The sequence below is a fragment of the Niastella vici genome (genome assembly GCF_002077945.1).
GTDB classification, from domain to species: Bacteria; Bacteroidota; Bacteroidia; order Chitinophagales; family Chitinophagaceae; genus Niastella; species Niastella vici.
Map to the genome: position 1 here is coordinate 1 of NZ_LVYD01000086.1, position 26970 is coordinate 26970.

Annotated in this window: 26 protein-coding genes; 13 read left to right on the top strand and 13 right to left on the bottom strand. The window is 45.8% G+C overall.

Annotated elements, in window-relative coordinates; genetic code table 11:
- Window positions 1-49: 49 nt before the first annotated feature.
- Both A3860_RS33630 and A3860_RS33635 read right to left on the bottom strand, forming a co-directional pair.
- On the bottom strand, window positions 50-508 hold the full coding sequence (locus tag A3860_RS33630) for a DUF1573 domain-containing protein (protein ID WP_081154916.1): 459 nt from the start codon (window positions 506-508) through the stop codon (window positions 50-52).
- A gap of 12 nt (window positions 509-520) precedes the next feature.
- Entirely contained in the window at window positions 521-976 is a 456-nt protein-coding gene (locus tag A3860_RS33635) for a DUF1573 domain-containing protein (protein ID WP_081154917.1), read from the bottom strand.
- A gap of 223 nt (window positions 977-1199) precedes the next feature.
- Here A3860_RS33635 and A3860_RS33640 point away from each other — a divergent pair, with 223 nt between their 5' ends.
- From A3860_RS33640 to A3860_RS33650, 3 genes are all read left to right on the top strand, one after another.
- Complete coding sequence (locus A3860_RS33640) at window positions 1200-3593, top strand: alpha-ketoacid dehydrogenase subunit alpha/beta (RefSeq protein WP_081154918.1); 2394 nt, start codon at window positions 1200-1202, stop codon at window positions 3591-3593.
- 165 nt (window positions 3594-3758) lie between these two features.
- Window positions 3759-4550, top strand: coding sequence for a PhzF family phenazine biosynthesis protein (locus tag A3860_RS33645; protein WP_081154919.1), 792 nt, complete (start codon window positions 3759-3761; stop codon window positions 4548-4550).
- 11 nt (window positions 4551-4561) lie between these two features.
- On the top strand, window positions 4562-4870 hold the full coding sequence (locus A3860_RS33650; RefSeq protein WP_081154920.1) for a hypothetical protein: 309 nt from the start codon (window positions 4562-4564) through the stop codon (window positions 4868-4870).
- Window positions 4871-4880: 10 nt separating this feature from the next.
- Here the strand turns inward: A3860_RS33650 and A3860_RS33655 are convergent, their stop codons facing one another.
- The 3 genes from A3860_RS33655 to A3860_RS33665 form a co-directional block, all read right to left on the bottom strand.
- Entirely contained in the window at window positions 4881-5282 is a 402-nt protein-coding gene (locus tag A3860_RS33655) for a thiol-disulfide oxidoreductase DCC family protein (protein ID WP_081154921.1), read from the bottom strand.
- Window positions 5283-5384: 102 nt separating this feature from the next.
- Window positions 5385-6107, bottom strand: coding sequence for a YebC/PmpR family DNA-binding transcriptional regulator (locus tag A3860_RS33660; protein WP_081154922.1), 723 nt, complete (start codon window positions 6105-6107; stop codon window positions 5385-5387).
- 235 nt (window positions 6108-6342) lie between these two features.
- A complete protein-coding gene (locus A3860_RS33665; protein WP_081154923.1) occupies window positions 6343-7983 on the bottom strand; it encodes an amino acid permease in 1641 nt (546 codons plus the stop codon).
- Between the two features lie 203 nt (window positions 7984-8186).
- Between A3860_RS33665 and A3860_RS33670 the strand changes: the two genes are divergently transcribed.
- The 4 genes from A3860_RS33670 to A3860_RS33685 all read left to right on the top strand — a co-directional run bounded on the left by A3860_RS33670 (window position 8187) and on the right by A3860_RS33685 (window position 13012).
- Window positions 8187-9698, top strand: coding sequence for a dicarboxylate/amino acid:cation symporter (locus tag A3860_RS33670; RefSeq protein WP_081154924.1), 1512 nt, complete (start codon window positions 8187-8189; stop codon window positions 9696-9698).
- Between the two features lie 62 nt (window positions 9699-9760).
- Window positions 9761-10741, top strand: coding sequence for a DedA family protein (locus A3860_RS33675; protein ID WP_173820307.1), 981 nt, complete (start codon window positions 9761-9763; stop codon window positions 10739-10741).
- A 3-nt stretch (window positions 10742-10744) separates the two neighbouring features.
- A complete protein-coding gene (locus A3860_RS33680) occupies window positions 10745-11977 on the top strand; it encodes an MFS transporter (RefSeq protein ID WP_081154925.1) in 1233 nt (410 codons plus the stop codon).
- A gap of 21 nt (window positions 11978-11998) precedes the next feature.
- Window positions 11999-13012, top strand: a complete 1014-nt coding sequence (locus A3860_RS33685; protein WP_081154926.1) for a glycosyltransferase family 9 protein — start codon at window positions 11999-12001, stop codon at window positions 13010-13012.
- A gap of 50 nt (window positions 13013-13062) precedes the next feature.
- Here A3860_RS33685 and A3860_RS33690 read toward each other — a convergent pair whose 3' ends face one another.
- The 6 genes from A3860_RS33690 to A3860_RS33715 form a co-directional block, all read right to left on the bottom strand.
- Window positions 13063-13569, bottom strand: coding sequence for a PEGA domain-containing protein (locus A3860_RS33690; protein WP_081154927.1), 507 nt, complete (start codon window positions 13567-13569; stop codon window positions 13063-13065).
- 136 nt (window positions 13570-13705) lie between these two features.
- Window positions 13706-14992 (bottom strand): RNA polymerase sigma factor, encoded by a 1287-nt coding sequence (locus tag A3860_RS33695; protein WP_081154928.1) that lies wholly within the window; start codon window positions 14990-14992, stop codon window positions 13706-13708.
- Window positions 14993-14996: 4 nt separating this feature from the next.
- Window positions 14997-15356: a YciI family protein gene (locus tag A3860_RS33700; protein WP_081154929.1), complete on the bottom strand. Its 360-nt coding sequence runs from the start codon at window positions 15354-15356 to the stop codon at window positions 14997-14999.
- A gap of 258 nt (window positions 15357-15614) precedes the next feature.
- The gene (locus A3860_RS33705; RefSeq protein WP_081154930.1) at window positions 15615-16394 is read right to left on the bottom strand and encodes a discoidin domain-containing protein; all 780 of its coding nucleotides are present in this window, start codon (window positions 16392-16394) and stop codon (window positions 15615-15617) included.
- A gap of 300 nt (window positions 16395-16694) precedes the next feature.
- A complete protein-coding gene (gene mdh, locus A3860_RS33710; protein ID WP_081154931.1) occupies window positions 16695-17624 on the bottom strand; it encodes a malate dehydrogenase in 930 nt (309 codons plus the stop codon).
- Window positions 17625-17736: 112 nt separating this feature from the next.
- Entirely contained in the window at window positions 17737-18243 is a 507-nt protein-coding gene (locus A3860_RS33715; RefSeq protein ID WP_143774397.1) for a TlpA family protein disulfide reductase, read from the bottom strand.
- Between the two features lie 330 nt (window positions 18244-18573).
- Between A3860_RS33715 and A3860_RS33720 the strand changes: the two genes are divergently transcribed.
- The 5 genes from A3860_RS33720 (at window position 18574) to accC (ending at window position 23691) form a co-directional block, all read left to right on the top strand.
- Entirely contained in the window at window positions 18574-18939 is a 366-nt protein-coding gene (locus A3860_RS33720; RefSeq protein ID WP_081154933.1) for a BlaI/MecI/CopY family transcriptional regulator, read from the top strand.
- 124 nt (window positions 18940-19063) lie between these two features.
- Entirely contained in the window at window positions 19064-20908 is a 1845-nt protein-coding gene (locus A3860_RS33725; RefSeq protein ID WP_081154934.1) for a M56 family metallopeptidase, read from the top strand.
- A gap of 160 nt (window positions 20909-21068) precedes the next feature.
- Window positions 21069-21635, top strand: a complete 567-nt coding sequence (efp, locus tag A3860_RS33730; RefSeq protein WP_081154935.1) for an elongation factor P — start codon at window positions 21069-21071, stop codon at window positions 21633-21635.
- 172 nt (window positions 21636-21807) lie between these two features.
- Window positions 21808-22296 (top strand): acetyl-CoA carboxylase biotin carboxyl carrier protein, encoded by a 489-nt coding sequence (accB, locus tag A3860_RS33735; RefSeq protein ID WP_081154936.1) that lies wholly within the window; start codon window positions 21808-21810, stop codon window positions 22294-22296.
- A gap of 57 nt (window positions 22297-22353) precedes the next feature.
- Complete coding sequence (accC, locus tag A3860_RS33740; RefSeq protein ID WP_081154937.1) at window positions 22354-23691, top strand: acetyl-CoA carboxylase biotin carboxylase subunit; 1338 nt, start codon at window positions 22354-22356, stop codon at window positions 23689-23691.
- A gap of 41 nt (window positions 23692-23732) precedes the next feature.
- Here accC and A3860_RS33745 read toward each other — a convergent pair whose 3' ends face one another.
- Window positions 23733-24029, bottom strand: a complete 297-nt coding sequence (locus A3860_RS33745) for a hypothetical protein (RefSeq protein ID WP_081154938.1) — start codon at window positions 24027-24029, stop codon at window positions 23733-23735.
- A 129-nt stretch (window positions 24030-24158) separates the two neighbouring features.
- Entirely contained in the window at window positions 24159-25388 is a 1230-nt protein-coding gene (locus A3860_RS33750; protein WP_081154939.1) for a 4-hydroxy-3-methylbut-2-enyl diphosphate reductase, read from the bottom strand.
- Between the two features lie 254 nt (window positions 25389-25642).
- Between A3860_RS33750 and A3860_RS33755 the strand changes: the two genes are divergently transcribed.
- Window positions 25643-26923 (top strand): alpha-amylase family glycosyl hydrolase, encoded by a 1281-nt coding sequence (locus A3860_RS33755; RefSeq protein WP_245843688.1) that lies wholly within the window; start codon window positions 25643-25645, stop codon window positions 26921-26923.
- Window positions 26924-26970: the final 47 nt, after the last annotated feature.

Consider the following 26970-nt stretch of genomic DNA (forward strand, 5'->3'; position numbering starts at 1 on the left):
GGGGAGGCAACGAACCGCTCTACCCGGAAAATTGATTGTTACTTTTTGACTATCCTTTCTTGTTTGATTTTTCTTTTTCAAACTTGGCGTAGTCGTCTGCATTCAGCACTTCACCAGTAATTTTCAATTCCATGGGTTGGTCTACCCCGGCTACTTTTACAAATATGGTTTTATTAAAGGGGCCGGCGGCCGCCGCATTGAAACCGGCAGTGATCTTGTCATCTTTACCTTTTGCTACAGGAGCTTCGGGTTTTACGGGTGTTGTACAGCCGCATGAAGCAGTTGCTGATTCAATAACTACGGGTTTATCGGTAATGTTTGAAAATACAAAAGCATATGTAACAGGTACACCTTGTTTGATCTTTCCAAAGTCATGCGCTACATCCTTGAATTTAACGTAGCTATCAGCTTTTTTAACAGTTGCAGCAGGAGTAGTTTGGGCTGCAGTTTGAGCAAATACACCGGCAGTCAGGATCAATGCTGTAAAAGCTAATACAAATCTTTTCATGTGTTTATGTGTTTAATTGTTTTTCAATAACGATAAAGACGCATTTACCGGGGCAGAGGTTGTAGGCCCTTTATAAACTGTACCTGAAATCGTCAATGTTTTGTGTTCTTGATTATTATAAGTAATAGTGATCGTTTTATTGAAGGGGCCTTCGCTGGCTGCATTGTAACCCACCTTTATTATGGTAGTGGCGCCGGCCTGTATGGCGTCTTTGCTCCATTCGGGGGTAGTGCAACCACAGCTTGCCTGAACATTTTCAAGCATAAGGGGTTCCTTTCCAATATTAACGAGCTCAAAGTTATGAGTTACCGGGCGACCCTGTTGAATTTTTCCAAAATCATAAGCGGTTTCTTTTAGCTGTATGATCTCGGCCGCCTTAGTGGTAGTGGTATTTGTAGTGGTTGCTGTTTGCGCTTGCGTCAGGAAGGCCGAAGCTGCGAAACAACCCAGTAGTACCAGTCTTTTCATGCGTACAAAAATTAAGGTTTTTGATTGTGTACAGGCTAAGCTACAAATTATCCCGCTAAATTATGGCCAAACATGCCTTAAATCATATGGATGGGAATAACATGTGTAACGCTAACGTGTTCAAAATTACATCTTTAACGGGCTCCCCGCCAATTAATTTTTGCTCCCGTGACATTTTTTTAACAACCCCGCAAATTGGCGTGAATATTAATATTTTTGTCGAATGGAAAATACTGCTCACAATCAATCGCTTGCCGGCGAAAAGCTCTCTTTCGATAAATTTCGGGAAGAGGTACTAAAAGATTACCGCCTTGCTTGTGAAAGCCGGGAAACCAGTTTACTGGGTCGTAAAGAAGTACTTACCGGTAAAGCCAAATTTGGCATTTTTGGTGATGGCAAAGAGGTTGCACAGATCGCAGCTTCCAAATTTTTCCAGCCCGGCGATTTCCTGTCGGGTTACTACCGCGATCAAACAATTGCTTTTGCCACCGGCCAGGCCACCGTTGAGGAATTCTTTTCACAATTGTATGCCGATCCCGATACCGCTAATGATCCGCATAGCGGCGGCCGGCAAATGAACTCCCATTTTGCCACGCCTATCGTGGATGCACAGGGGGAGTGGCTCGATTTGGTGAACCGTAAAAATATTGCTGCCGGGCTGGCGCCCACTGCCGGGCAAATGCCGCGTGCCCTGGGCATGGCCCTGGCCTCAAAACTGTTCCGTAATTCAGATGTGCTGCATCACCTGGATCATTTGAGCAACAATGGTAATGAAATTTGCTTCTGTACTATCGGCGATGCGTCTACGTCGGAAGGACACTTTTGGGAAGCATTGAATGCTGCAGGTGTGTTGCAGGTACCCTTAGCTGTTTTTGTGTGGGATGATGGGTATGGCATTTCGGTTCCACGCCGTATGCAAACCATTAAAGGCTCTATTTCTGAAGCCATGCGCGGCATGCAGCGGAAAGACAATACCAATGGGTTCGATATATATAAGGTAAAGGCCTGGGATTACGCCGGCATGTGTGAAGTGTTTGAATCGGCCATCAAGCGCATGCGCGAAACGCATGTGCCCGCCCTGTTCCATGTTGAGGAAGTTACCCAGCCACAGGGGCATTCCACCTCGGGCAGTCACGAACGGTATAAATCGCCTGAGCGCCTGGCCTGGGAACGCGAATGGGATGGCAATAAAAAAATGCGCGAATGGATCCTCGAAAATACCCTCGCCAGTGAAGAAGAGCTGGAAGATATTGAAACCGCCGCCAAGGAAATGGTGCGCGAAAGCAAACAGCGGGCCTGGGAAAAATTCATTGTACCTGTTAAACAATTAGTATATAAATGCATTGAGCTGCTCGATGCCCTTACCGGACAGGGTGTTGATACCACCGGCGAAATTGCTGCGGCAAGAAATGTATTGAGCGCCAACCGCGAACCGCTGCGGAAAGATGTTATTCAGGCGCTGCATAAAGCCATTCAGGCAGCTGGCCATTCTCCCCTTATCAGGGAGGTAAAAGACCTGTATCAGCAATTGCGGAAAGAAGGCTATGCCACCTATGGCAGCTATTTGTATGATGAAAGCCCGAAGAGCCCGATGAAGATCTCAACTACTCCATTGGAGTTTGCGGCCGATTCGCCAAGCATGAACGGCTATGAGATCCTGAACCACTACTTCGACGAGCTGTTTGCCAGCAACCCCAGAGTACTGGCTTTTGGGGAAGATGTTGGCAAGATCGGGGATGTGAACCAGGGCTTTGCCGGGTTACAGAATAAATATGGTGAGAACCGCATATTCGATACTTCTATTCGCGAGCTCACGATCATTGGGCAGGCGATAGGCCTTTCGTACCGCGGATTGCGACCCATTGCAGAAATTCAGTACATCGATTATATGTTATACGGCCTGCAACAGCTGAGCGATAATGCTTCTACGTTGTACTGGCGCACCAAAGGACGGCAAAGTTGCCCCATCATTGTACGTACGCGCGGGCACCGGTTAGAAGGCATCTGGCACAGCGGTTCACCCATGGGCATGATGCTGCATTCGCTGCGGGGCATGCACATTTGCGTACCACGCAACATGGTGCAGGCTGCCGGTATGTACAATACCCTGTTATCTGGTAATGACCCCGCTGTGGTGGTTGAATGCCTGAACGGTTACCGCCTCAAGGAGAAATTGCCCGGCAATATTGTTGATTATAAAGTGGCGCTGGGTGTGCCGGAAGTTATCAGGGAAGGAACCGATATCACCATCGTTTCGTATGGCAGTGTGCTGCGGATCATTGCCGAAGCGGCTGCTATTCTGGAAAAAGCAGATATCAGCTGTGAGATCGTCGATGTGCAAACCCTGCTGCCTTTCGATGTGAACCATCTCATACTCGATTCTTTAAAGAAGACCAACCGCATTGTATTTGTTGATGAAGACGTACCCGGTGGTGCCGCTGGTTATATGTATAATAAGGTGTTGGAAGAACAGGGTGGCTACCGCTGGCTCGATGTTTCGCCCCGTACCATTACCGGTCAGGCGCACCGCCCCAGCTATGGCAGCGATGGCGATTATTTCAGCAAACCGAATGTGGAGCAGATCGTGGATGTTATTCAGGAAATGATGAGCGAGTAGGTGAATGCCCGCCCGTAGCCCTGGCGAAGGCGGGTTTGAAAACATATTCTTAACGAGACAACGTAAAACTTAATTCAGAGAACTTATAACTTAGACCATAGAAATTTGAGTGCTATGGTCTAAGTTGCCCAAACCTTGATCTAATAACCCCTCAAAACAATACCTGTGAAGCTTAATTTGTATCAGATTGATGCATTTACCAACCATTTGTTCGGAGGTAACCCGGCTGCTGTAATTCCCCTTGATCAATGGATCAGTGAGAGCCTGATGCAACGGCTGGCTATGGAAAATAACCTCAGTGAAACTGTTTTCTTTGTGCCGGCCACTAAACCCGATGCCGATTACGAGATCCGCTGGTTTACTCCTTTGGCCGAGATCAACCTGTGCGGGCATGCTACCCTGGCTTCGGCCTATGTTTTATTTCATGTAATGGGCTATGGCTATCCTGCCATCCGTTTTCAATCAAAAAGCGGCATACTCACCGTTACAAAGAACTTCGACAGGATCAGCATGGATTTTCCGGCCTGGAAACCGGAGCCGCTGGCCGAATGGCCTGCTGAACTGGCGACTGCTTTGGGCAATATTACTATTACAAGCGTGCATAAATACCGCGATTACCTGGTTGAGGTAGCCGATGAAAGCATGGTTCAGCTTTGCCAACCCGATTTTACCCTCATGAAAAAGCTGGGGCAAAAGGTGATCCTTACCGCAAAAGGCAATAAGGCCGATTTTGTATCGCGGTTCTTTGCCCCAACGGTAGGGGTTGATGAAGATCCGGTTACGGGGTCGGCGCATTCGCAGCTGATACCGTATTGGGCCGAAAAGCTGGGCAAGAAGTCATTATTTGCCCGGCAGTTGTCGAAACGTGGGGGCGATATCTGGTGCGAATACCTGGGCGAACGGGTAACCATGGCGGGGCAATGTGTGTTCTTTATGAAAGGGGAGATAGATCTTTAAAAAATATTATAGTGTTAACAGCGAGCGAAAAACGATTTATAAAATCCTGGGAAGATCAGCGAAAGGGCGGCCGGTATAAATACTATCTGTTGTATATTATTGCCGGCACCTTTGTGGCCATACTGATCCTTTCTTTTTTAGCAGCGATGGTGGGCGGCTTTCCCAGCATGCTCAAGTTGATAATTATCATCAGTTTCAGCATTGTTGCTATAGCAACCCTTGTCAGCTGGCAGTTGAACGAGAAGAAGTTCAAATCAATTATACAAAGAGAAATAAGGGAAGGAATAAAGAAGGATGAAGCGGAAGGAAATGGAAAATAGCAAGGGTGCTTCAATCCAGGAAACTTTCTTTTTCTTCAGGTGTCGGTAACCGGCAACTATCTTTCCTGCCAAACAATTTGTACCGGTTACTGGCAATCAGCTTATACACGCCATCGCGAATGGGTTGGGGAACGTAAATGAATACATACAATAATTGCCAGCCGCGGCCGAGGTGTTTCAGCGTGCGTAATACGGCCGTGGAACGCGTATACAACACATTCCCTTCAATGAGCATAAATGAATGGTATTGATCTGTTGACAGGTGGTATTTGCGCAGGTATTCCTGTCCGGTTTTACCCTGCAGCGATCCGAACAGGAAACGTTTTTTCCGGTCTCTTTTTAAAGTGAATGCAACGGCCTTGTTGCACAGGTTACACACCCCATCAAAAAAAACTATGTATTTAGAACTCATACTGGCTATAAGGCAAAATTACGGCCAACGGGAATAAAATTGTACAAAAGAAAAACCCGGATGTAACACCCGGGTCCTTAACGAAATATCGTAAAGATGAACTTATTGCAGGTTATGGAACACCTTCTGCACATCTTCGTCCTGCTCCAGCTTATCAACCAGTTTCAGCACTTCCTGGGCAGCCTCTTCCCCTAATTGTACGGTTGTGCCAGGGATCCATTCTACTTCTGAACTTATTGGAGTAATGTTCCTTTCTTCCAGCGCTTTCTGCATATTGCCGAAATCATTGAACGCCACGCGGATCACCAGTACGTTTTCGCCATTCTCCCCGGTTCCTTCCCCCATTTCTTCCAAACCGGCATCTATCAGTTCCAGCTCCAGGTCGTCCTGGCTAAGGCCTTCAGGTTTCAGTTTGAACACCCCCATTTTCTTGAACTGGAAGCTTACGCTGCCGCTGTTTCCCAGGGTGCCATTGCCTTTATTGAAAATGGCTTTTACGTTGGCTACGGTACGCACGTGGTTATCGGTAGCTGTTTCTACCAGAATGGCAACGCCGTTGGGGCCGTATCCTTCATACAGGAGCTCTTCATAGTTCTCCATTTCCTTACCCTGTGCGCGTTTAATGGCTGCCTCAACGCGGTCTTTGGGCATGTTTACGCTTTTGGCGTTCGTCATACAACGCCGTAATGCCGGGTTGGTGTTCGGGTCGGGACCACCAGCCTTTACAGCAATAGCGATTTCCTTTCCAATACGGCTAAATTGTTTGGCCATCCGGTCCCACCTGGCAAACATGGTTGATTTACGTACTTCAAATATGCGACCCATATGCTAGTTTATACTTTTATTGTTTGTTTAATGTGGCTGACGATTAATAAGGTCTTTTAAGTTAGTTAGTTTCAGAAGACCTTAACTCAAAAACTAACAAGCTGAATAACTCAAAACTGTCTTCCGGGCTGCAAAAATAAAATAACTGCTGCACCTGGCCAACATACTCCGCTAAAACAAAACCCCGTTCACGTATTGCCGGAACGGGGTTGTATAAAGAAATGAATGAATTCTTTTATTTTTTGAACAGCCGGGCCGCAAAAACAAACAGATGCAAAATGGCAAAACCCAATGAAAAATAGAAGATGCCGGCATCGTCGGGCGTAAGGCTGTGATGTACGAGCGCTACGATGGCCAGTATCAGCGAAAGAATGACGCCACACATACCGCCAATGCGGTTACCCTGGGGAATGGTTTCGGGTTTGTTGGCCGACAATAAGCTATGGCGAACGCTGTAAGCCAGGTAAATATCAAGGCCCAGGATCATCCATACGATCAACCTGATCCAGGTATCGAGCGGCAGAAACACCATCATAAACAAACAGGTGAACACGCCCAAATAGGGAACCAGGGGCACCAACGGTGTTTTGAAAGCACGGGGTGCATTGGGCATTGTTTTGCGCATAATTACCACGCCAATACAAACCAGGATAAATGCGAAAAGAGTGCCGATACTGGTCATTTCGCCCACTACCCGGGCCGGTACAAATGCCGCGAACAGGCTCACAAAAAGCAGGAACAGGCCATTGTTTTTTGCCGGTGTGCGGAATTTGGGATGCACATCAGAGAATACTTTGGGCAGCAAGCCGTCTTTACTCATACTGAAGAATACGCGGCTTTGTCCCATCAACATCACCAATATAACCGACATATAACCAGCGAGAATGGCCAGTACAATGGCTTTGTTCAACCAGGGATAATCGGGGTGAACAACACCGGCTGCATCGGCTTTACCCATATGATCAATGGCAACGGCTACAGGGGCAATACCATCCTGACCTTTGAAGGTGGTGTAGTTGGTAACCCCGGTCATTACATGCGCAAATAAAATATATAATACGGTACAAATGGCCAGTGAACCCAGAATGCCCCAGGGCATGTCTTTTTTGGGATTCTTCGCTTCCTGGGCGGCGGTGCTCACCGCATCGAACCCGATGTAGGCGAAGAACACAATGGCCGCGGCACGAATGATTCCACTGAAACCAAACTCACCAAAAGTGCCGGTATTTTCGGGAATATAATTTTCGTAGTTCGCGGTGTTGATGTATTTCCAACCCAGGAAAATAAATATAAATACAACAGTTACTTTCAGGGTCACGATGATGGCATTGATGGTAGCGCTTTCCTTGGTTCCTTTTATCAGTAACAGGCTCATCAGGATCACGACAAAAACGGCCGGTACATTTATAAAACCGCCGTCCCAGGGACCCGTAGTTATGGCAGCAGGCAGTTCAATATTAAAACCGTGCAGGAATTTTACCAGGTAGCGGCTCCAGCTGATACTTACGGTAGCGGCGCCCACGGCGTATTCCAGCACCAGGTCCCAGCCAATGATCCAGGCAACGAATTCACCCATGGTTGCATAGGAATAGGTATAGGCACTTCCCGCAACGGGGATCATAGAAGAGAATTCGGCATAACATAAGCCGGCAAAAGCGCAACCCAACGCCGCAACAATGAATGAGATGGTGATGGCAGGGCCGGCCTGGTTGGCGGCAGCGCCTCCGGTAATGGAGAATAAACCGGCACCAATGATGGCGCCAATACCCAACGCTACAAGGGATCCTTTCCCCAGGGTTTTTTTGAGGGTGTGTCCACTGGTGTCCTTTGCTTCATTTAATAATGAATCCAACGGTTTCTTTACGAATAAACTCATAAGGGCGAGTTAGAATTTTTTTGAATGAATAGTATTTCTTTAAATCATGTATGTGGCCCGAAAGATAAGGATTTCTTAAAACTACCCGCCAAAAGATATCTTAAATACTCTCCACACTTCCGGGGCAAAAGATAAAATGATCCACCAAAATGGTTTATGCATTTAATATTATATTGCACCCTATTACTTTTTAACCAAACTACATGAAGAAAAACAGGCTCACGCTCTATATTCTGATAGCAATGGCGGCGGGTATTATTGTGGGTTACCTGATGCACGAGGGAGGAACAGGGCACAAAATTACCTATACGCCTGCTAAGGATTATACGGGAAAAGACGCCATCACGTTGGTTTTGGGCGGAAAAGAAGTAGTGCAGCCTGTTGAAGTTGTTAAAGATTCCGCAGCCTTTCGTGCAACAAATGCAGCACCGGGTACCTGGGTGGTGGTAGCCAATACCAGCGAGGCATATACTACCAATGAAGCTCTTACACTTAATAAGATCAAAGTTGGCCCAACGCATGGAACAGCGACTATTAAAGCCATTCAGTCGTTCAGTGATAATATTAAACTATTGACTACTATTTTCCTGCGGCTGGTTCAAATGATTATAGCGCCGTTGGTTTTTTGTACACTGGTTGTTGGTATTGCGAAGCTGGGCGATCTGAAAACCGTTGGCCGGGTAGGGGGCAAAGCATTGCTCTGGTTTGTGACAGCATCGCTGGCAAGCCTGTTACTGGGAATGCTTATCGTAAACCTGGCCCAGCCTGGTCATGCAGTTGACCTCAGCAACGCCGATACGGCGGGCGCCAAAGACCTGATCGGTAAAACGCAGGAGTTTTCTTTGGCTAAATTTGTGGAGCACGTATTTCCGAAAAGCGTAATTGAAGCCATGGCTAACAATGAAATACTGCAGATCGTTATCTTCAGTATTTTTTTTGGTGTGGCTATGTCGGCCATGGGTAATTATGCCAAATCTTTGGTAAAAGCGCTGGATGGTGTAGCCCACGTAATTTTAAAAATGGTGGGCTATGTAATGAACTTTGCTCCGCTGGGTGTGTTTGGAGCCATTGCAGCGGTAATTGCCACCAAGGGATTGGAAGTATTTATCTTTTACGGAAAATACCTGTTGTTCTTTTTAATGGGGATAGCCCTTTTGTGGGTTTTATTAATATCGGTTGGTTACCTGATATTGGGGGCCCGCGTTGGGGAACTGTTAAAACGCATAGCTTCACCCATGCTGGTTGCCTTTAGCACCACCAGCAGTGAAGCTGTTTTTCCAAAGCTCACCGAAGAACTGGAACGGTTTGGTTGCAAGGACAAAATAGTTTCATTCATTTTGCCGTTGGGGTATAGTTTCAATCTCGATGGCAGCATGATGTACATGACCTTCGCCAGCCTGGCCATTGCGCAGGCATACGGCATACATCTTGACCTGGGAACCCAGTTAACCATGCTGCTGGTATTAATGCTTACCAGTAAAGGAATTGCCGGCGTGCCGCGGGCATCCCTGGTAGTGGTAACTGCTACCTGCGCCATGTTTAAAATTCCCCCCGAAGGGGTTGCATTGATCTTACCGATCGATCATTTTTGTGATATGTTCCGTACCATGACGAATGTTGTAGGAAATGCACTGGCTACGAGTGTGGTAAGCAAATGGGAGGGAGAACTGAAACCCGAAATGATGCAAACAGAGCCGGTCCTGGCAGATAATTAATAACCCCGATATGTAGGGGCAGAACCAGTAACTAAAAAAATAACCTTTTTCATAAAAAATTTATGTTGCAACGACTGATATTTTTATTGTTGAGTGTGATGCTTGTTCAGGCAGTAACGGCACAGCAGCAATTAAGAATTCAAATTACCAATCAGTATGAAACACCGGTTTCTCCCATTACTGTAACGATTGCCGGCCAAACAAAAGATTATACTACTGATAAATTTGGTATTACAACTATTGAAGTTACACCGGGCGATTCCCTCACCATCAGCAGTGCTCACCATTCACCAAAGACAGTTTCCATTGCCTCACTTCGGGATACCGGGGTTATTACGCTGGAAAAAATGTTTACGTGGAAGGACCTGCTAAACCCCATGTTTTATATCGTATATGGCGGTTTTTTCCTGTTGCTGTTTATTGTATTTGCTGAAACCGGTTTGTTCGTTGGCTTCTTTTTACCAGGCGACAGCTTATTGTTTGTGGCCGGTATTTACAGCGCCAACCTTATCGAAAACCTGTTCAAAAAAATAGGGATGGGCAATTTGCACAATGAATGGCTCGATCTGTTCTTATTGATCGCGCTTATTTCAATAGCCGGTATCCTTGGTAATACAGTTGGTTACTGGACGGGAAGAAAGATAGGCCCTACCATGTTCCATTGGCGCGACCGGTTCCTGTTCAAGAAGAAATATTTGTACGATGCCCATGAGTTTTATGAAAAGCATGGTGGCGGCGCTATTGTATTTGCCCGCTTTCTGCCTATCATAAGGACCTTTGCTCCTATTGTTGCCGGTATAGTAGAAATGGATAAAAAGAAATTCTCTATATTCAATATGATCGGTTGTGTGGCCTGGGTATTCAGTATGATCATTGCCGGTCATTTTTTGCAGAAATGGATCCTTACTCAATTTGATTTTGACCTCAAGAAACACCTCGAAGTAATAGTATTGGGCATTGTTATTATAACCACTGCCCCGGTATTGATAAAATTATTTTCCGGAAAAAAGAAAGAAAAGGTTTCTACACCCCCAATTAAATAACGAATGCAATCAAAACAATCGTCTGTTTTTAGTCTGGCCTTAATTGTAGCGGCCCTCGGTTATTTTGTTGATATATACGATCTGTTGCTTTTTAACATTGTGCGCGAACCAAGTATCCTCTCTTTGGGCGGTACAGATAAAGAAATGGTCGCTATCAGTACCCATATCATTAACTGGCAAATGATTGGTTTGTTGCTGGGGGGCGTCATATGGGGTATAATGGGCGATAAAAAAGGCCGTTTAAGTGTTTTATTTGGTTCTATCTTGTTGTACTCAATAGCTAATTTTTTAACAGCTTATGTTTCAACGGTAGATCAATACGCCTGGGCACGTTTTACCGCCGGTATTGGTTTGGCTGGGGAACTGGGCGCAGGGATCACATTAGTAAGTGAACTGATGCCAAAGGAAAAGAGGGGGGTAGGCACTTCACTCGTTGCAGGCATCGGATTGTTTGGAGCGGTGTTTGCCTATTATACGTTTCAATTTAGCCATGATTGGCGTCTGTGTTATAAAATTGGTGGTGGGCTTGGTGTTGTGCTGTTGTTGCTTCGAATAAGCGTAGCTGAAAGTGGTATGTTCAATCAGGTAAAGACACAGAATATGCAAAGGGGTAATTTCCTGAAATTCTTTACCAATGCCACACGTTTTAGAAAATATATCCTGGCTATATTAATTGGGTTGCCTACCTGGTTTGTTATTGGCGTATTGGTGAACCTGAGCAACCGGTTTGCGACGGCGTTGTATGGTGAGAATAAGATCGATAGCGGAAAAGCTATTATGTTTGCCTATGCTGCCATAGCTATTGGTGATATAGCAATAGGGTTTGTGAGTCAGTATTTTAAAAGCAGAAAGAAAGCACTCTATTTGTTTTACGGACTGACAATTGTAATGGGTATCTGCTTTTTCAGTGCATTGAATAATAGCGATACCAGCATGTATCTTATTTGCACTATGCTTGGTTTCAGTACAGGTTTTTGGGCGATATTTGTTACTATGGGTGCAGAACAGTTTGGTACCAATTTGCGAGCAACGGCTGCAACCACCATTCCTAATATGGTACGTGGTTCTTTACCCTTGATTAACCTGTTATTCAAAGATTTCTTTATTGAAAGTCAGAAGTTAAGCATTGTGAAAAGCGCGATTGTTACCGGTACAATCGTAATGATCGTTACGCTGATCGCTGCGTACTTTACAGAAGAAACTTTTCATAAGGACCTTAATTACGTAGAAGAATAGTGCGTTTGGACTATCACAATTATGAAAATCCTTATTATCAGATTTAGTTCCATTGGGGATATTGTTTTAACAACACCTGTTGTCCGTTGCCTGAAAAAACAGTTGCCGGATTCAGAAGTACATTATCTTACCAAGGCCAGCTTCAGAGCTGTGCTGGAGGCCAATCCGTACATCGATAAACTGCATTATCTGCAAGATGACCTGCAGGAAATTATTCCTGCCCTGCAGCAGGAGAACTTCGATTATGTGATCGACCTGCACCACAACCTGCGCACCATGCGGGTGAAAAAAGCACTGGGCAAAAAATCGTTTTCCTTCAATAAGCTGAACGTTCAGAAGTTCATACTTACCACTATTAAAATAAATACGCTGCCCAATGTGCATATTGTTGACCGTTACATGGATACGGTTCAATCGCTGGGGGTGAAAAACGATGGGCGCGGACTTGATTATTTTATTCCCGATACCGATAAAGTAAAAGAAAGCGATATCCCCGGCGGTCACCTGGCGGGTTATATTGGCATGGTGATCGGCGCTGCCCACAACACCAAAAAATTACCGGTGCATAAGCTGAAGGAATTATGCAGCGCTATTGAGCACCCCATTATTTTGCTGGGGGGAAAGGAAGACCGCGAGAACGGCGAGTTGATCGCCAGCGTTGACCCGCATAAGATCTATAACTCCTGCGGTAAGTTCAATATCAACGAATCGGCCGACCTGGTGCGCCGTGCCAAATTGATCATCACCCACGACACCGGGCTCATGCATATCGCTTCTGCCTTTAAAAAACCGGTGATCTCGATCTGGGGTAATACGGTGCCCGAATTTGGCATGTATCCTTATTATGGCAAGGGGTCGCCCCAATTACCGAAAGACAAATTGCCGTATGATATTATGGAAGTGCGGCGCCTGTATTGCCGGCCCTGTTCTAAAATAGGGTATAATAAATGCCCGCTCGGGCATTTTAAATGCATGGAGAAGATCTCAATAACAGAAATTGTAAACCGGGTGAATGCGAGGATCAACAGGCAATAAGCAAAGCAGGTTATATGCCCTGCCTATTGCCTGATGAAAATGTCTGTAAATTATTTGATGGCTACTAACCTGCTTTTCCAGCTTTCAGGTATTTCATTGATGTCGTAAATGCGCAGTTGATGCGTTTGCTCTACTGCTGCAGTTGTTTTTGCCTCAGTGAGCGTTTCATTCACCTCCTTCTGCTTTAACTTGTACATGGCGCCGGTGGCCGGGTCAACGATCAGTAAACCGATCACTCCGCCAAAAACGAGATTACCAAAATACCAGCCATTGATAGTGGCCTTCAATGGTACTGTCTTTGACGTAAAGCCATCCTTGCTGATCTTGATCTCATAGCTTGCATTTTTGAAGAAGCCGGCTCCTGATTTCAGCTTTACCTCTGTTGGTGTTTTGCCGGTGAATACCTGCACGCCTTTCGCGTTGGTGATGGTTACATCGGCGCCTTTTGGCGTGCTGTCGATCGTTACAGGATACTTGCTTTTACTTACAATAGTGGCACAGGAAGAACTGATGGTAATAAGGCCCACGATGGCCATAGTTTTAGTAAGGGATAACATAGAATGTTTGAATTAAGGGTGTTTGCCGCCAAAATAGTCAGAAAAAAATCAGAAAAGGAATAATCCCGGGAGAATTAACAATTGATAATTATTACGGGTTATATTTTACTTGTTACGAGGACATTTTATATGCTAATTAATTCATTTTGGTGCGGCTCAATGTTTCCAGCTTGGCGCCGATCAGTTTTTTTTCGGCCTGGGAGGTGGTGAGGGATTGCGCCAGTTGCAGAAATTTGACCGCATTATGCTCATCATTCTCCTGCAGGTATAGTTCGCCCAGTACGGCGCTGTAAATATATTGGGTATTTATCAGGTGTTCGATGTCGTTGAGCTGCCATATTTCCTGCAGGGCTTCAGCGGTCCTGTTTAACTGCGTTAATACAACTGCGCGGTTCAGGATAACCAGGGCGCTTTGTTTTTGTTCGAGCAGCATATCGTACAACAGCAACATACGCTGCCAGTTTGTTTCGGCAAAGGAAGGCGCCATACAGTGTTCTGCGGCAATGGCCGATTCAAGATGGTATACGGTTAATTCATTTCCCTGCGACGACAGGTTAAGATATTCGTATCCTTTTTGAATAAGCGCTTTGTTCCAGGTGCTTCTGTCCTGGTGTTGCAGTAAAATGATGGAATTGTCTTCATCCATCCGGCTTTCAAAACGCGATGCCTGTAAGCACATCAATGCCAGCAAAGCAAAAGTGGTAGGCCGGTTACCGGTCTTGTGTTCTGTAAGCAACAGGCAAAGCCGCATGGCTTCGGCACAAAGATCTTTCCTGATAAGTTCGCCGGCAATTTGCGAGTGGTAGCCTTCATTGAAGAGCAGGTACAGCACGGTATAAACAATATCGAGCCGCCGGCTTAGCTCCTGCCCGGTTGGAATGTCGAGCGCTATCTGGTTATCTTTTAAATATTGTTTGGCCCGGTATAAACGCTTTTGAATAACCGCTTCATTGGTTAACAGCGCGTGTGAAATTTCAGTAACGCCAAAGCCTGAAACTGTTTTTAAGGTAAGGGCAATCTGGTCTTCTTCTTTTAATGCCGGGTGGCAACAGGCAAAGATCATCCGCAACTGGCTGTCGGCAATTTCAGCTTCGGAAAAGAAATGCTGTACGGTGTTTTCGGTATCCTGTTGCAGTTCGCTGGCCAGTTCATGCGAAAACTGTTGAAAATGCTGTTGCCGCCTGATAATATCGATGGCCCGGTTACGGGCAACCTGCATGAGCCAGCCACCCGGGTTGCCGGGCAATTGTTTGTACGACCAGGTATGAATGGCGCGCAAAAAAGATTCCTGCACCACATCTTCGATCATTTCCAGATTATGCATGCCGAAGATACGGGTGAGCACAGCGATCATCTTTCCCGACTGGTGCCGGAAAAGATGATCAACCAGTTGCCGCACACCTTCCTGTTCGGGTTCTTTCATATTACTAACTATGTGCCTGTATCATTTCTTCGACCTTCATGATTTCCCGTATTTCAACGCTGCCGCCAAGCGGCAGGTCGGGACAGCCCTTGGCCAGTTCGGTAGCTTCTTCCAGTGAACCGGCTTTTATAAGAAAGAAGCCGCCTACCACTTCCTTGCTTTCGGTAAATGGCCCGTCGGTAACCACTGCTTTGGCGCCTTTCACGGTTTTACCGGCCGGTGTTAACGGTTCGCCGGCTACATATAAGTTTTTGGCTTTCAGGCTGTCGATCCAGACAAACCATTTTTGCATATGCTGTTGCATTTGTTCGGGTGAAAATTCTGGTTGGCCCTGGCCCCGGAAAATGAACATGAAATCTTTCATAACTGAAAATTTTAGAGATTACCAATTTAAGTTACCGGGAAAATGACGAACAGGGAATAGCAGACAGGACAAAGCTGGAAAAAATATATATGAAGGGGGAAATGTTTCGGCAGGTTGACTTTTCGCCGGGGCACACATTCGCTCCCTGCGAGCCACTCATTGCCGGCACACATTCGCTCCCGGCAAGCCGCTCAGGGCACAAAAACGGCCCGGCCAACCGGCCCGACCGCTTTGATTAATGGTATGGACTAACTGTAATTATTGTACAAAAACCTTTTGCACAAAATCTCTTGACCTGTTGTCGCCTACAAGGCGAACATAGCAAATGCCCGGCGCCAGGCTGCTGTTTAATGAAACATCTATGCGGCCGGTTTTGCCATTTAACAGTTGTGTTTGAAGTATTCTTCCATCCGAAGTAACCACCTGCAGCATTTTGAACGAATCGTTCAGGTATACACTCACCATGCCGGTATTAATGAGGGTGGGGAAAACGTAATTCTGGGTGTTCCAGGTTGCTGCCAGTGATAGTATGGGGGAGTAGTCGTACCGCCCGCTTGCGTCTGCCATGCGTATGCGGTAGAACAACCGGTCGTGTACATTTACGGGATAATGCCTGAACTCATACTGTTTTCCGTTCAGGTAGTTACCGGCGGCCAGCACACCTACCCGTTGAAAATTCATTCCATCGGTACTGAATTCTATTTCATATAATTTAAGATTGCCGGGCTCCCAGGTAGTGCGCCATTGCAGCACTATTCCATCGTTAGCAGATGGCATAATGATAAGGTCGCGCATGGAAACGGGGTTGGGTAATCTTGTTTCGCTGTTGCCCGGTTCATAGGCGAACCTGGTTTGTTGCCGGGGATCGTTAAAATTTTCGTTGGGCATTATCTTCCCCATATTAGGTGGAACGTAACCGGCTTTTGAGTCCTCGGGAGGAATTTGCCCGGAGGCAGGGTTCATCCCCGTTATATTTGTTATTAATAAAAGGGCTGTAATGCAGGCTGTTCCGAAATGGTTGTGGTATAGGTATCTCATACTATGCATTTTAGAAGTATTTAAATACTTGCTTATAATAGCGAAAGAGGAGTAGAGACTATATTGTATGCATCAAATGTAATGCCGGGTGAGGTTGGAAGAAGGGGGCTGCCTGTTAACGAGAAGCTATTGAGACAATAAGTTGCAGAAGTAGGAAATAAGAAGTACGACGTAAGTAGAATAGAAAAAGGTATGAGGCTCGAAGATTCGGGATCTTCTTACTTCATACCTCTTACTTCTTACATCGTCTTCCTAATACCCAAATACTAAGTTTCTTTTGGCTTAGGAATTATTGTGAAACTAAAGTGTTTTCAACACGTCGTTCATGCTTCTTACAGCATCGGCACTTTTATTAAAGAGCGCCTGTTCTTCAGCATTCAGATCGAAGTCGAGGATCTTTTCCCAACCATTTTTTCCGATGGTAACGGGAACGCCCAAACAAATATCTTTCTGGCCGTATTCGCCGTTCAGGGAAACGCAGCAGGTGAATAATTTCTTCTGATCGCGTACAATGCTTTCAACCAGGGCAGCTCCGGCTGCTCCGGGCGCATACCAGGCGCTGGTTCCAATGAGTTTGGTAAGGGTGGCACCGCCTACCATGGTATCAGCAACTATTTGTTTTTGTTTTTCTTCGCTCAGGAATTTAGTAACCGGTATGCTGTTCCAGGTAGCGAAACGGATCAGCGGTATCATGGTTGTATCGCCGTGTCCACCTACTACAACTGCGTTCAGGTCGGCCGGGCTGCAACCCAGGTGCTGGCTCAGCTGATATTTGAAGCGTGCGCTGTCGAGTGTACCACCCATACCAATGATCCTGTTCTTTGGCAAACCGGTAGCGGTGAGTGCCAGGTAGGTCATGGTATCCATGGGGTTACTGATCACAATGATGATGGCATTGGGGGAATATTTCAGAATATTTTCGGCAACGGTTCTTACGATACCGGCATTGGTGCCGATCAGTTCTTCACGCGTCATGCCTGGTTTGCGGGGTAAGCCTGATGTAATTACAACTACATCGCTGCCGGCTGTTTTGCTGTAATCATTGGTACTTCCGGTGATCCGGGTATCGAATCCCAGTAAAGCGGCCGTTTGCATCATATCCTGTGCCTTACCTTCGGCCAGCCCTTCTTTGATATCCAATAATACCAGTTCTTCAGCCAGTTCGGCCCGGGCGATATTATCAGCGCAGGTAGCACCTACTGCACCGGCGCCTACAACAGTTACTTTCATCAGAAAAAAATTTAAGGTGTTGAGCTAATTTTTGCGCAAAAATAGTGCGCGATTAAAGAATAATAATTTTTTATTTATCGCTTTGGCAGCAGTTGTGTGCCTGCCGCCGCCGTTATTGTTTCCTATTAAAGGCTTCCAGCAACTTATCAATTTGCACATTTCCCTCGAAAGTGGTGATCAGCTCACCGTTTTTATCATATAAGGCCTGAAAGGGCAGACTTTGCATCTTATAATAGGGCGGCAGAAAGAATTTGGTATCGCGGCCCATAATGACATTGTGGTGTTCTGCGATCTTATGAACTTTGTAAAAATCAACCATTTCACTAAAGGGCTGATAGGTTACCATTACGATCTGGTATTTCTTCAGCTCCTTCATGCGCTTTTCCATTTCGGCCCACTGGTGTTTGCAATGGTCGCAATCGGGACTGAAATACATAATAAGCGTAGCCTGATGCTGCTTTAGCTGGTTCTTTGTTAGGGTTGAGCTGTCGGCCTGAAGAATACTGAACGGGGGAATTGTCGGGAACCGTTTGTAGGCCGGACTGTCGGGTGGTAAATTTTGTGCCGATGCCAGTTTTACCGTAAGTACCAGGATCAATAGGAATAGCCGGTTTTTCATCTGCGAATTTTTAATTTTTTGTTTGGCCAGATAGAACACGGAATGATGAAATTTTCATGGCCCGGTTTATAATGAAAATTTTATCATGCCTCGTTTCATCTGTCAGCGTATTTTTCTTGCCAGGGCCATCCCGGTTTTAAGGGAACGGCCGGTAAAGTTTATTGGGTTGCACCCCGAAATTGCGCCAAAGTTATACTCCGCCGCTTTGATATTTATTTTTTTTCAAAAATAACAGGAAATGAATAAGATAGGAACCCGGTGATTCCATTTAACAAAAAAGATTTGGCAATATTTACGAATTACTCGTAGCTTTACGAAAAGTTCGTAGATATGGAAAAATTAACTATTCAGGAAGAGCAGGCCATGCAGGCGATCTGGAAAACGGGGGAGGGCAACATAAAGCTGTTCCTTGAAAATATAGAATCGCCGCAGCCGCCTTATACCACGCTGGCTTCCACGGTAAAGAACCTGGAGAAGAAGGGGTTGTTGGAGAGCCGCCTGGTAGGCAACACCTATATGTATAAACCGGCGATCTCTGAAGAGGACTATAAGAAGCATTTTATGAGCGGGGTGGTGAAAGATTATTTCGATAACTCGTACAAACAGCTGGTGAATTTTTTCGTGGAGCAAAAGAAGCTGAGTTCTGGCGAGTTGAAGGATATTATAGACATGATTGAGAAAGGAAACAAGAAATAAGAGATTTCGGGATTTTGTGATTTTGAGATTTTGAGATTTCATTTTGTTCCTGCCTTCTGACAAATCTTAAAATCCCGAAATCTCAAAATCAGAAATCGGTTCAAAGTATTCCAAAAGAAACATTATGTTACAATACCTGCTTAAACTATCCATCAGCCTCTCCATCGTCTATCTCTTCTACCAGCTCTTCCTGCGGCGGCTTACCTTTTATAACTGGAACCGCTGGTACCTGTTGATCTATTCCATGGTATGTTTTGTAATACCCGTTATAAACGTATTTACCATAATTATAAAGGAGCCTGCCCTGCGCGAATCGGCCATTATCAATTATATCCCGGCCATAACGCAAATGGCAGCGGAACGGGATGCAGCAACCGTTACCACCCCTTCGGCGGGCATTGACTGGCTGTTGGTGAGTGCACTGGTTTTTATTACCGGTATGCTGTTGATGGCAGCCCGTTTGCTGGTGCAGTATTATTCCTTATATAAAATGCGTACTAAGGCGGTATTGTTATACGATGATAAAGTAAAACTGTATCACATTGATGAACCGGTAATGCCTTTTTCGTTTGGCCGGGGCATTTATGTGAACCAGCATCAGCACAGTGAGCACGAGCTCAAAGAGATCATTCGCCACGAATTTATTCATGTAAAACAACGCCATTCACTGGATATTATCTGGAGCGAATTGTTGTGTATCCTGAACTGGTATAACCCGTTTGCCTGGCTGCTGCGCCATGATATTCGCCAGAACCTGGAGTTCATTGCCGATCAGCATGTGCTGCAAACCGGCCTCGACCGCAAAGAATACCAATACCTGTTATTAAAAGTTATAGGAGTTAATTCATTTAGTATAGCCACCAATTTTAATTTCTCATCCTTAAAAAGAAGAATAGCCATGATGAACAAAACAAAAAGTGCCCGGGTGCACCTGCTCCGGTTCCTGTTTTTGCTGCCTTTACTGATAGTGGTATTGCTGGCCTTCCGCAATGCAACGCATAAACAACAGCAGCAGCCATTGCGCAGCCCGGTGAACGACACCATTCCATTGAATAGCGAAGTTTGGAAGAAGGTACTCACTATCGACGTCAATGACGTCAATGGCGCCAAAAAGGTCACCATCAGAACTACTGGTGGAAAGGTTGAAACCTATGACCTTACAGTACCAAAGGAAAAGGAGGCCTTTGAAAAGAAATATGGGCAGTTGCCTAAACCGCCCGCACCACCGGCCCCGCCAACTGCTGCTGTCAATGGTGATAATGAATTAGCACCACCACAGCCCGATGCACCGGAGTTGGCGGAAATAGCTGAGCTGCCCGAAAAGCCGGAAGCTCCGGAAAAGCCCGAACTGGCCGAATTGCCCGAAAAGCCCGAGGCCCCGGAAATAGCTGAAGCGCCTCAGGTTCCGGTTCCACCTCCGCCCCCAACCCCCATTCCGGTGGATTGCCTTAATAAAAAGGGGTATTGTATCACTGTTGTCGATAATTACGGCGAGTGCATTGTGATCGTGAAAGACAACAAAAGCAAGAAAATTTTGGAAGCCATTACGCTTACCGACTGGAACAAGGACAAACAGTATGAGGACAAATATGGAGAAATTCCGCCCCGGAAAGTAATGATCAGGTTGCATACAAAACCGGTAACAAAAGTAGATGTGAAGCCGGTAACCTCCCTTAAACCGGCGCCTCGTGTGAACCTCGACAATTTCAGGATTGAGCGGGTAAACTTAAAGAAAGATACTTTAGTGAACGTGAAGCCCGTAACCGTAGTAACGGTTAAAGAACTGCAGTATGCGAAGGTTGAAAACAATGTAAAGGTTGAACGGCTGGCACAGGTAAAAACGACCGTTAACCCAACCGTGGTCATTTTGGAGCCGGTAAAGGTTACCTCTTCGACAAAGGTGAAAGCGGCCACTGAGCCTGCCCCGGCCGCAAAACCGGTGCCTGCCAACCCCGAAAAGGACCAATAATAGCCCTTTTACAGGATGCCTGGCCACAGCCTGAACCAGCCAGATCTGTATTTGACAACTATTTACGTTTACCGTTCATTTTGCCACCTGACAATTTTGCCATAATTTTGCTGCCACTTTTTTAGTACTTGTTTTTTGACTTTTGAAATATTTATAATTTATGGCAAATACCTCGGATATCAGCCGCGGCATGATCATTAAACTGGATGGAAGTTTATACACTGTGGTTGAATTTGGTGAAAATAAAACTGCCCGGGCTGCTGCCAAGGTATGGGCAAAATTGAAAGGCCTCGACAATAGCCGCAGTATTGAAAAAACCTGGAACAGTGGCGATACCATTTTCCCGGTACGTGTTGAACGCAAAACGTTCCAGTACCTGTACAAAGACGATACCGGCTACAACTTCATGGATAATGAGACCTTTGAACAGATAGCCCTTGCCGAGAACCTGGTAGATGCGCCCCAGTTCCTCAAAGAAGGACAGGAAGTAGGCGTACTCATCAACACTGAAACCGAACAACCGATGAGCGTTGAGCTGCCCGATAAGATCGTGTTGAAAGTTACCTATAGCGAACCAGGCGTAAAAGGCGATACGGCTACCCGTACCTTGAAGCCTGCCACCGTTGAAACCGGCGCTACCGTAAACGTACCGCTGTTTGTAAACGAAGGTGAGCTGATTCGTATAAATACGAAGACCGGCGAATATGTAGAAAGAGTAAAAGAATAATACAAGAGCTTACGTTATACCAGGACAATGGAACAAAATTTCCATTGTCCTCTTTTTTTGGGGTACACTTCACGCTATTTAAAAAAAACGGTTTTGGATATTTTTAGTGTGTAATCCTTATCTTAGCCGCCTGTTCTACAGGACTTAAACGACAAACTAAAATTTTTAACAGATGGATTTTAAACAAATTCAGGAGTTGATCAAGATGATCAACAAATCAAATATTGGCGAAGTGACGATTGAAGAAAAGGGATTTAAATTAACCATCAAGCAAAAAGAAGAACCGGCCCAGAATGTCATTGCTGCTCCTGTACATACTCCTATGATGACCGCCATGCCTCAGCAGACCTCGGTTGCCCCTGCTGCACAAGTGGCTGCTGCCGCCGACAAACCAAAAGCTGCTGAACAAGCTGCCGACAATTTGATCACTATAAAGAGCCCAATGATCGGTACTTTCTACCGCAGCTCTGCACCCGGTAAACCAGCGTTTATTGAAATAGGCGATGATGTTACCCCCGGAAAAGTGGTTTGCATTATTGAAGCCATGAAACTCTTTAATGAAATTGAAAGCGAAGTAAAAGGCCGTATTGTAAAAGTGCTGGTAGAAGATGCTTCACCGGTAGAATACGATCAACCTTTGTTCCTGGTTGAACCTGCATAACTTAATTAGCTAATTTGCTAATCCCGGTTAAAGTCCGGATCATCAATTTTAAATTCAATGTTCAAGAAAATATTAATTGCCAACCGTGGTGAAATTGCCCTTCGGGTAATACGTACCTGTAAAGAAATGGGCATCAAAACGGTTGCTGTTTATTCCACTGCCGATAAAGACAGTTTGCACGTGCGCTTTGCCGATGAAGCTGTTTGTATAGGTAAGGCTGCAAGCTCCGATTCATACCTCAATATTCCCCATATTATGGCCGCGGCAGAGATCACCAATGCCGATGGTATACATCCCGGATACGGATTTTTGGCCGAAAACGCGCGTTTTGCGGAAATCTGCGGGGAACACAATATCAAATTTATTGGCCCCACACCCGATCAGATCCGTTCTATGGGTGACAAAATAACTGCCAAGGAAACCATGATCAAAGCCGGTGTACCCGTGGTGCCCGGTGGCGAAGGGTTACTCGAAAGTTTGGAAGAGGCCAAAAGCCTGGCTAAGGAAGTGGGCTATCCCATTATCCTGAAAGCCACTGCCGGTGGTGGTGGTAAAGGAATGCGTGTTGTATGGAGCGAGGAGGAATTGGAAAAGAACTACAACACCGCTAAGGCCGAAGCAGGCGCCGCCTTCAAGAATGACGGCATTTACATGGAGAAATTTGTGGAAGAACCACGCCACATTGAAATACAGGTAGCCGGCGACCGCTACGGAAAAGTTTGTCACCTCAGCGAAAGAGATTGCTCTATCCAACGCCGTCACCAGAAGCTGGTTGAAGAATCACCTTCACCCTTTATGACGCCCGAACTGCGTAAACGAATGGGAGATGCTGCTATAAAGGCCGCTTCGGCCATTGGGTATGAAAGCGTGGGTACCATCGAGTTCCTGGTCGATAAACACCGCAATTTCTACTTCATGGAAATGAATACTCGTATTCAGGTAGAACATTGCGTAACGGAAGAAGTGACCAATTTCGACCTTATTAAAGAACAAATAAAGATTGCAGGTGGCGAAGCCATCAGCGGACAGAACTACGAACCGCAGATGCATGCCATTGAGTGCCGTATCAATGCCGAAGATCCGTATAATGATTTTCGTCCCAGCCCGGGCAAGATCACTACGTTACATCAACCCGGCGGACATGGTATTCGCGTTGACTCGCATGTATATGCCGGCTATGTAATTCCGCCGTACTACGACTCCATGATCGCCAAGATCATTGCCGTGGCGCGTACCCGCGAAGAAGCCATCAATACGATGAGCCGTGCATTAAGCGAGTATGTGATCGAAGGCGTGAAAACAACCATTCCTTTCCATCAGCAGCTGATGCGCAACGAAGATTTTATAAAAGGTAATTTCAACACCAAGTTCCTGGAATCATTCAAAATGGTGTAATTATATGCTAGAAAGTGTCCCGATGCATCGGGACACTTTTTTTATTGCCTGCTTACCGCGCTGTCGGTTTTATTTCCCAGCTTTTTGTTCCGCCATTCAAGCAACACTGCTTTTTGTTTATCTGTGAGTATTTCGTTCAATTCTTTCTGATTTAAATAAAACTGCAACCGCTCCCGCTGAATAAGCAGGGCCAGTCTTTTCTTCTGTTCCATTGTAAGCTGCAGATCGCGTAACCGCAGCCGTTCCTGCGCATTGATATTAATAAGTCGTTGTTGGGCTGTACCGGTTGTTCCCATTCCTATCAGCATCCCCAGCAATATGAATCGCACCCATTTCATGGCTATAAAGTTTGTCCTAATGCTTTATAGACCCTGCGATAAACAGGGAGTTTAACCGTGGGTAAAACTCCCGGCTGTGAAATGGGGTGAATATTTATTTTTTACAGATGAATGCGGTACTACCAACGATCAGCCGGCCAATTCCTTTGTTAATGCATCCAGTTTGTTTGCAACGCCGTAAAACGAGGCCAGTTTCTGAATAACGCTTTCTACCACGGCATCGGGACAACTGGCGCCGCTGGTCACTAAAATACGGCCGGGATTAGTGGTGGGCAGGAAATCAGCCGCCACGTGCTCTTCTTTTGTGTGGAAATTATAATGAAGCACCTCTTTTGCCGAAAGCAGTTTTTCGGCCGAATTAATAAAATAGGTGGGCAGTTGCAGCTCGCAAAGCTCGGCCAGGTGCGTAGTGTTGCTTGAGTTATAACCGCCAACCACAATGGCAATATCGGCCGGTGTTTGCAACATGCCGGTAACCGCCGTTTGGTTGTCATTGGTAGCATAACAAAGTGTGTCGCGGGTATCGGCAAACCGCGATTCTATATTATCCTGGGTTAAACCATAATGCTGCTGAATGGTTTGTTTCAGGAACTCGGCAATAGCCTGTGTATCGGTGGCCAGTTGAGTGGTTTGGTTTACCACGCCAATCCGTTGCAGGTGCTGCGAGGCATCAAAACCGGTAGAAAAGCGGCCGGCAAATTCTGTATAAAACTGACCGGCTGGTTTTTCACCGGTAATATATTTCGCCAGATTTTCCGCTTCCTGCATATCGTTCACAATTACCGAAGGGGCATTGTGAGCGGCATGCGAAAAGGTGGCCCTGGTTTCTTCATGTTTCGGTTTGCCATGAATAACGATGGTGTATCCTTTTTGAGCGATCTGCTCGCTGCGGTTCCAAACCTTTTCTACAAAGGGGCAGGTAGTATTGTATTTTTCAACCGGAATGCCCAGTGCATTCAGCTTTGCTTCAATTTCGAGGGTGGTGCCAAAAGCGGGAATGATCACTACATCATCGGCGGTCAGTTCCTCAAAGGGGATCAGCTGCCGGCCATAATTATCCTGCAGAAATTGTACGCCGCGGCTTTGCAGATCGGCATTTACCTGCGGGTTGTGGATCATTTCGCTCAGTAAGAAGATGCGTTTGCCGTGATTTGACTCAATAGTGCGGAAGGAAATTTCAATGGCATTTTCTACCCCATAACAAAACCCGAAATGGCGGGCCAGATAAATGTGCAGGGGATCCAGCGCCAGCAGGGTAGGGGTAAAATCTTTCTTCATCTTGTCCTGCTGTTTGCGGCTGTTTTTGATGGCCGTGATCAGCGGACTACGGTAAGTAATAGGAACATTAAATGTTTTCATGCCTTGAAATCGAGGCACAAATTTACGAAGTAATACTGGCAGATGGAACGTCTATTATCCTGGATGGTATTTTAAATGATCTTAATTTGATAGTTAATTTTTGGGTGGTTTAATTTTTGATGGCTTAATGTTTTGATTGCTAGATGGTTTACTAATAGTTGGGGTTTTTTGCAAGTTTGAACATCACAATCGAACAATAAAAACCATAAAACCACATTAAATATTACCCCGTAATTTTGATTAAACCAACAGGAATGAGATTTATGGAGCGACGATTTTCCCCGGTAGCCTGGAGTATTAACAGCAATATTTATGAAGTAAATGTTCGCCAGTATACACCCGAAGGCACATTCAACGCCTTTGCAAAACACCTTCCCCGCTTAAAAGATATGGGGGTAGAAATTTTATGGTTCATGCCTATAACGCCCATTAGCCAGGAAAAGCGGCAGGGTACCCTGGGCAGTTACTACGCATGTGCTGATTATAAAGCGATAAACCCCGAATTTGGTACCGAAGCCGATTTTAAGGCGCTGGTAAAAAAGGCCCACGAGCTGGGACTTAAAGTGATCATTGACTGGGTGGCCAATCATACGGGTTGGGATCACGTATGGACCCGTTCGAATCCCGAATTTTATAAAAAAGATGCTACAGGCAACTTCTACGATACCAATAACTGGCACGATGTAATTGACCTCAATTACTACGACTTCAACATGCGTACGGCTATGATCGATGCCATGCGTTATTGGGTAAAGCAATGCGATATTGATGGTTTTCGCTGCGATATGTGCCACCTGGTGCCGCTCGATTTCTGGTATCAGGCCCGGGTTAAGCTGGACGCAACCAAGCCTTTGTTCTGGCTGGGCGAAACCCTTGATGTACCGTATTTACAGGTGTTTGATTGCCTGTATGGCTGGCGCTGGATGGCGGCTACCCAAAAATATTTTCGCCAGGAAATACCATTGAGCCAGTTAAAGGATGTGTTGAATCATTATCAGTTCGACCTGCCGGCGAACACCTTCCCCCTGTTGTTCACCAGCAACCACGATGAAAATACCTGGAATGGCACTGAGTATGAAAAGTACGGCGATATGGCCATGCCATTGGCGGTGTTCAATTGTACCTGGAATGCGGTGCCGCTTATTTATACCGCCCAGGAATTACCCCTGCACAAGCGGTTGCCATTTTTTGATAAGGACGAAATAAGCTGGAATGGCATGCCCCAACTGCATGAGTTTTATAAGACCCTACTACAATTGCGGAAAAAGAATGCCGCCCTGCAAACCGGTGAAACGGCAAAACCGAAAATTCTGAATACCAGCGATGATGAGAAGGTGCTTGCCTTTACCCGCAAACAGGATGGAAAGGAATTGCTGGTGATCCTGAACTTTTCGGCCCAGGAAGTAACGGCGCAGCTGCCGGGTAATCCTGTACAGGGAAAATTCACCAATGCATTCACGCATCAGCCGGTGGCGGTAAATGCGTCATTTTCGGCGCCCCTGAAAGCCTGGGATTACCTGGTGCTTGTGAAATAACAGAAACAATAGAATTGACTACATAAAAAAGGGTCCCGGTTTAACCA

What these genes read in the sequence shown, in the direction of transcription:
- A3860_RS33630 (WP_081154916.1), bottom strand. Translation starts at nt 508, where the DNA reads ATGAAAAGATTTGTATTAGCTTTTACAGCATTGATCCTGACTGCCGGT.
- A3860_RS33635 (WP_081154917.1), bottom strand. Translation starts at nt 976, where the DNA reads ATGAAAAGACTGGTACTACTGGGTTGTTTCGCAGCTTCGGCCTTCCTG.
- A3860_RS33640 (WP_081154918.1), top strand. Translation starts at nt 1,200, where the DNA reads ATGGAAAATACTGCTCACAATCAATCGCTTGCCGGCGAAAAGCTCTCT.
- A3860_RS33655 (WP_081154921.1), bottom strand. Translation starts at nt 5,282, where the DNA reads ATGAGTTCTAAATACATAGTTTTTTTTGATGGGGTGTGTAACCTGTGC.
- A3860_RS33660 (WP_081154922.1), bottom strand. Translation starts at nt 6,107, where the DNA reads ATGGGTCGCATATTTGAAGTACGTAAATCAACCATGTTTGCCAGGTGG.
- A3860_RS33665 (WP_081154923.1), bottom strand. Translation starts at nt 7,983, where the DNA reads ATGAGTTTATTCGTAAAGAAACCGTTGGATTCATTATTAAATGAAGCA.
- A3860_RS33670 (WP_081154924.1), top strand. Translation starts at nt 8,187, where the DNA reads ATGAAGAAAAACAGGCTCACGCTCTATATTCTGATAGCAATGGCGGCG.
- A3860_RS33675 (WP_173820307.1), top strand. Translation starts at nt 9,761, where the DNA reads ATGTTGCAACGACTGATATTTTTATTGTTGAGTGTGATGCTTGTTCAG.
- A3860_RS33680 (WP_081154925.1), top strand. Translation starts at nt 10,745, where the DNA reads ATGCAATCAAAACAATCGTCTGTTTTTAGTCTGGCCTTAATTGTAGCG.
- A3860_RS33685 (WP_081154926.1), top strand. Translation starts at nt 11,999, where the DNA reads ATGAAAATCCTTATTATCAGATTTAGTTCCATTGGGGATATTGTTTTA.
- A3860_RS33690 (WP_081154927.1), bottom strand. Translation starts at nt 13,569, where the DNA reads ATGTTATCCCTTACTAAAACTATGGCCATCGTGGGCCTTATTACCATC.
- A3860_RS33695 (WP_081154928.1), bottom strand. Translation starts at nt 14,992, where the DNA reads ATGAAAGAACCCGAACAGGAAGGTGTGCGGCAACTGGTTGATCATCTT.
- A3860_RS33700 (WP_081154929.1), bottom strand. Translation starts at nt 15,356, where the DNA reads ATGAAAGATTTCATGTTCATTTTCCGGGGCCAGGGCCAACCAGAATTT.
- A3860_RS33705 (WP_081154930.1), bottom strand. Translation starts at nt 16,394, where the DNA reads ATGAGATACCTATACCACAACCATTTCGGAACAGCCTGCATTACAGCC.
- mdh (WP_081154931.1), bottom strand. Translation starts at nt 17,624, where the DNA reads ATGAAAGTAACTGTTGTAGGCGCCGGTGCAGTAGGTGCTACCTGCGCT.
- A3860_RS33715 (WP_143774397.1), bottom strand. Translation starts at nt 18,243, where the DNA reads ATGAAAAACCGGCTATTCCTATTGATCCTGGTACTTACGGTAAAACTG.
- A3860_RS33720 (WP_081154933.1), top strand. Translation starts at nt 18,574, where the DNA reads ATGGAAAAATTAACTATTCAGGAAGAGCAGGCCATGCAGGCGATCTGG.
- A3860_RS33725 (WP_081154934.1), top strand. Translation starts at nt 19,064, where the DNA reads ATGTTACAATACCTGCTTAAACTATCCATCAGCCTCTCCATCGTCTAT.
- efp (WP_081154935.1), top strand. Translation starts at nt 21,069, where the DNA reads ATGGCAAATACCTCGGATATCAGCCGCGGCATGATCATTAAACTGGAT.
- accB (WP_081154936.1), top strand. Translation starts at nt 21,808, where the DNA reads ATGGATTTTAAACAAATTCAGGAGTTGATCAAGATGATCAACAAATCA.
- accC (WP_081154937.1), top strand. Translation starts at nt 22,354, where the DNA reads ATGTTCAAGAAAATATTAATTGCCAACCGTGGTGAAATTGCCCTTCGG.
- A3860_RS33745 (WP_081154938.1), bottom strand. Translation starts at nt 24,029, where the DNA reads ATGAAATGGGTGCGATTCATATTGCTGGGGATGCTGATAGGAATGGGA.
- A3860_RS33750 (WP_081154939.1), bottom strand. Translation starts at nt 25,388, where the DNA reads ATGAAAACATTTAATGTTCCTATTACTTACCGTAGTCCGCTGATCACG.
- A3860_RS33755 (WP_245843688.1), top strand. Translation starts at nt 25,643, where the DNA reads ATGAGATTTATGGAGCGACGATTTTCCCCGGTAGCCTGGAGTATTAAC.